The sequence below is a fragment of the Streptomyces sp. NBC_00237 genome (assembly GCF_026342435.1).
GTDB lineage: Bacteria > Actinomycetota > Actinomycetes > Streptomycetales > Streptomycetaceae > Streptomyces.
Window position 1 is genome coordinate 23,169 of record NZ_JAPEMT010000002.1, and the last position, 4,105, is coordinate 27,273.

The 4,105-nt window shown below is 71.5% G+C and carries 5 protein-coding genes; 1 reads left to right on the forward strand and 4 read right to left on the reverse strand.

Features of this window, described 5'->3' with window-relative positions; translation table 11 throughout:
* Positions 1-45: 45 nt before the first annotated feature.
* Positions 46-213, reverse strand: coding sequence for a hypothetical protein (locus OG897_RS14690; protein WP_266656904.1), 168 nt, complete (start codon positions 211-213; stop codon positions 46-48).
* 282 nt (positions 214-495) lie between these two features.
* Here OG897_RS14690 and OG897_RS14695 point away from each other — a divergent pair, with 282 nt between their 5' ends.
* A complete protein-coding gene (locus tag OG897_RS14695; protein ID WP_266656906.1) occupies positions 496-1,668 on the forward strand; it encodes an LLM class flavin-dependent oxidoreductase in 1,173 nt (390 codons plus the stop codon).
* Positions 1,669-1,721: 53 nt separating this feature from the next.
* Here OG897_RS14695 and sbnB read toward each other — a convergent pair whose 3' ends face one another.
* The 3 genes from sbnB to OG897_RS14710 are packed head-to-tail and all read right to left on the reverse strand — an operon-like array spanning position 1,722 to position 4,032.
* Entirely contained in the window at positions 1,722-2,723 is a 1,002-nt protein-coding gene (gene sbnB, locus OG897_RS14700; RefSeq protein ID WP_266656908.1) for a 2,3-diaminopropionate biosynthesis protein SbnB, read from the reverse strand.
* Positions 2,717-3,778 carry a 2,3-diaminopropionate biosynthesis protein SbnA gene (sbnA, locus tag OG897_RS14705; RefSeq protein WP_266656910.1) on the reverse strand — a complete coding sequence of 354 codons (1,062 nt, stop codon included), beginning with the start codon at positions 3,776-3,778 and terminating at the stop codon, positions 2,717-2,719. The genes sbnB and sbnA overlap by 7 nt, the downstream gene beginning before the upstream one ends.
* 41 nt (positions 3,779-3,819) lie before the next feature.
* Complete coding sequence (locus OG897_RS14710; protein ID WP_323188066.1) at positions 3,820-4,032, reverse strand: MbtH family protein; 213 nt, start codon at positions 4,030-4,032, stop codon at positions 3,820-3,822.
* Between the last annotated feature and the right edge of the window lie 73 nt (positions 4,033-4,105).

Below are 4,105 nucleotides of genomic sequence, written 5' to 3' on the forward strand. Positions count from 1 at the left end.
GCGCGGGCTCAATCGACCGGTGTGCGAGTCGTCCGGGCGGGGGGCTCAGCCGGTGCTGCTCCACTCCGAGGGGACCGGGGGCTTGGTCGGCGTCGGGGACGCGTCCGCGAAGGCCGGTACCGATGCGCCCCCGAGGACCAGGAGTACTGCCGCGGCGATGGTGGCGAGTGCCTTGCGAGCGGTGCGGGCGGCGGGTTCGGTGGTGTGCTTCACGGGTGTCTCCGTTCAGTGTTCCGGCGGCCCCGCGCTGTGCTCGGCCCGGGAGTTCGCTCCCTGGCCGGCGGGGCAATGCAGACTCTGGCGACCGGGGATCTTCATCGGATCTCCATCGGATGTAAGCGGCCGCGGAGACGTCGTGGCGGCCGTGCGCCCGGGGCCGGAGGCGTTGATGCGATGCACATCGCGCTGGACGACAGTGACCGCAACACCGGGCGCATCCCGCGCCGAGCAGCCGTATATCCGTACATCCGTAAACTTCCGAAAGGCCGGTCTTCCATGCCCGTCGAATTCGTCGGATCCCTCCTCACCAGCGACGCCTCGGAGTTCAGGGGCCGCACCACCAAGGTCCTCGATCGCGACTACGCGCTGCGCATCGCGCGCGCCCAGGAGGAGCACGGTTTCGACAGCGTGCTCGTCCCCTACTCGGCGGGCATCCCCGACCCGACGGCGGTCGCCGCTTACGTACTGGCCAGGCTGGACCGGCTCGGAGTGACGATCGCCCACCGTCCCAACGCCTGTCACCCGACGGTCGCCGCCCGGCTCTTCGGCACCCTGGACCAGCTCAGTGAGGGGCGGGTGACCCTCCACATGATCTCCGGCGGCAACGACGCCGACCAGCGGCGTGAGGGCGACTTCCTGCCCAAGGACCGCCGTTACGCCCGCACCGGTGAGTACATCCGGATCATGCGACGGGCCTGGGCCGATCAGGAACCCTTCGACCACAAGGGAGAGTTCTACGAGTTCCAGGGGTACCGCTCGGCCTTCCCGTCCGCGCGCCCGGGCGGTCCTGTGATCTCCTTCGGCGGTGCCTCCGCCGCCGCCTTCGAGGTCGGCGGCGCCGAGGCGGACATCTACGCACTCTGGGGCGAGCCGTTGGCGCGTACCGCGGAGGAGATCGGGAAGGTCACGGCGGCCGCACGGGCGGCCGGGCGGGCCCGGGCGCCGCGGATCCAGGTGGGCGTGCGGTCGGTCCTCGGCGCGACGAAGGAGCTGGCCTGGAGCAGGGCCCGTGCCATCGCCGACGTGATCGAGGGCAACGTCCGCGGGTTCCTTCCCCCGGCCGACCCCAGCGACCCCGACGGCAAGCGCGCGGCGGTGATGCCGGAGAACACCGCCTCGCAGCGTCTGGTGGCCATCGCCGAGGCCGGTGAGCACTACGACCGTGCGCTGTGGACCAGGATCTCCGGCATCGTCGGCGGCGTGAACGACTCCAACGCCCTCGTGGGCACCCCGGAGACGGTGGCGCAGGCGTTGCTCGACTACTACGACCTCGGGGTGGAGGTCTTCACCGTGCGCGGTTACGAACTGCTGGACGACGCGGTCGACTTCGGCCGCGACGTCATTCCGCTCGTCCGGGCGGAGGTGGTCCGGCGCGACGCGGCCAAGGCGGCCGAGGCCGCCCGGGCCGCCGAGGAGGCGGCGAGGGCCGCTGCGGCCACGGTTCGCTGAAGCAAGGGGGGTTGGCGGGGAGCCGCGTCGCGCGGCTCCCCGCCGTCAGGCCGTCAGGCGGATTCCTGTTCCGGTACGGGGAGGAAGTCGCTCAGCCGTACCCCCAGGTCTTCCCGCAGGGCCGTCTCGTGCACCAGCTCGGCCAGTGCGAGGTCCAGGATCCCCAGGCCGAACGGGGAGAAGACGGTGACGCGCTCCTTGTCCGGCTCGTGGCGCCCGTCGGCGGCCAGGACCTCGCCGATCGAGGTGGCGATGAAGTCGCGGTCCCCGGTCAGCTGCTCCGCCAGGTGCGGGGAGGTCGCGGCGCGGCACACGTGGTCGGGGTCGTCGACCACGTTCACCGCGTCCAGCAGTGACTCGGGTGTCAGGTCGCGCAGGGACAGGTGCAGTACGAGCGTGCCCGGCCGGCACGCCGTGAGGCCGGTGTGCGGGACGGCCGCCGTGGTGGCGAAGCTGACCAGCGGGTGGGCCGCCAGGGCCTCGTCGAGGGACCCGGCGTACGTGACGTCGAGGTCGGCGGCGTGGGTCTGGGCGAACGCCGTCGCACGGGCCCGGTCGAGGTCGAAGAGGCAGACCGAGCGCAGCCCGGGGGCGACCACCCGCAGGAACCGCAGCACCTCACCGTTGATCACCCCGGATCCGACGAGGGAGACGCCGGTGTGCGCGGCCGCTTCGGTCAGCGCGTCCACGGCCAGGGCGGCGCTCGCGGCGGTGCGGCGGGCCGAGATCACGGACGCCTCGATCAGTGCCTGCGGGTGCCCGGTGTCCAGGGAGTTGAGGATGATCGCCGCCGAGGCGCGTTCCAGGCCCGCCGCGATGTTGCCGGGGAACGACGAGATCCATTTCATTCCCGCGACCGGGCTGGTGCCGCCCAGGTAGGCGGGCAGGCCGATGATCCGGTTCTGCGGGGCGTCCGGGAACCTCAGGAACACCGAGTGGGGCAGGGACGTGTCCTGCTGGGCGTGTGCGACGTACGCGCGGCGGACCGCGCCGAGGACGTCGGGTTCGCGGCCGTCGAGGACGTCGCGGACGGTCTTGTTTCCGATGACTAGCACGAGACGGGCTCCGTAGCGTGAACGGGGGTGTGGTGGCCGGGCGTCCGCAGGGCCGAGACCCGGACGTCCGAGCGCGGAAGGTCGAAGAGGTGCGGGAGGGAGCCGAACCGGGAGCCGACCCAGGAGTCGTCGTAGACCGTCTCCAGGTACCGCTCGCCCCGGTCGGGGAGGATCAGTACGCAGGTGGCGCCGTCCGGCAGGGTGTCGCGCACCGCGGCCAGCGCGCTGACCACCCCGCCGGAGGAGCCGCCGGCCAGGATCGCCTCGGTGGCCGCGAGCCTGCGGCAGCCGACGACGCAGGCCAGGTCGCTCACGTGCACCACCGTTTCCGCCAGGCCCGGCAGGTGCAGGGCCGGGCGGACGGCGGCGCCGTGGCCGGGAAGCAGCCTCGGCACCGCGGGCGGGTCCGGGGTGAAGATGGCGCTGCCGAGCGCGTCCACGGCCACGATCTCCACCGGCAGGCCGTGCTCTTGTACGTACTCGGCGCAGCCGCGCAGCGTGCCGCAGGAACTCGCCGAGCAGATCAGGTAGTCGGGGCCGCCCGGCACCGCCTCGACGATCTCGCGCATCGTGGTCCGGTGCGCGAGCGCGTTGACTTCGTTGCCGTACTGGTTGGTCCAGCGGGCGCCCGGGATCCGCGCGATCAGTTCGCGGACCCTGCGCACCCGGGCGGGCAGGTAGTCGCCGGTCGCCGCGTCGGGCTCGGTGACCATCTCCACCTCGGCGCCCAGGGCGCGCATGATGCCGATGTTCTGCCTGTTCGCCCGGGGGTCGACCACGCAGATGAAGCGGAGGCCGAAGTAGCGGCAGACCTGGGCCAGTCCGATGCCGAGGTTGCCCGAGCTGGATTCGACGACGGTTGATTCGCCCGGTATGACCTCACCCCGGCTGATCATGTCGCTCAGCATCGCCACCGCCGGGCGGTCCTTGATGCTGCCCGCCGGGTTGAAGCCCTCCAGTTTGGCGTACACCGTGATCCGGTCGTCGCCGAGGAGCCGGGTGAGTTCGATCATGGGTGTCGATCCGATGGCCGAGATGATGCCTGTCCGGGGCACGTTGCTCTCCTGTTTCCGTCGGGTCTCCGCGTTCCCCGGGCCTACCGCGCGTCCGTCGCGGCGACGAGGCTCTTGGGGCGCATGTCCGTCCAGTTGCGCTCGACGTAGTCCAGGCACACCTCCCGGCCGTCCTCGCCGAAGACCTCGGTCCAGCCCGCCGGGCGGTCGATGACGGCCGGCCACAGCGAGTGCTGGCCTTCGTCGTTGACGAGGACGAGGAAGCGGGCGTCGTTGTCGTCGAAGGGGTTCGTCATGATGGATCTCCTTGGTGTGTATGGGATGTGATGGTTGGTCAGATGAGGGTGGGGAAGGTCTGGCCGGTGACGC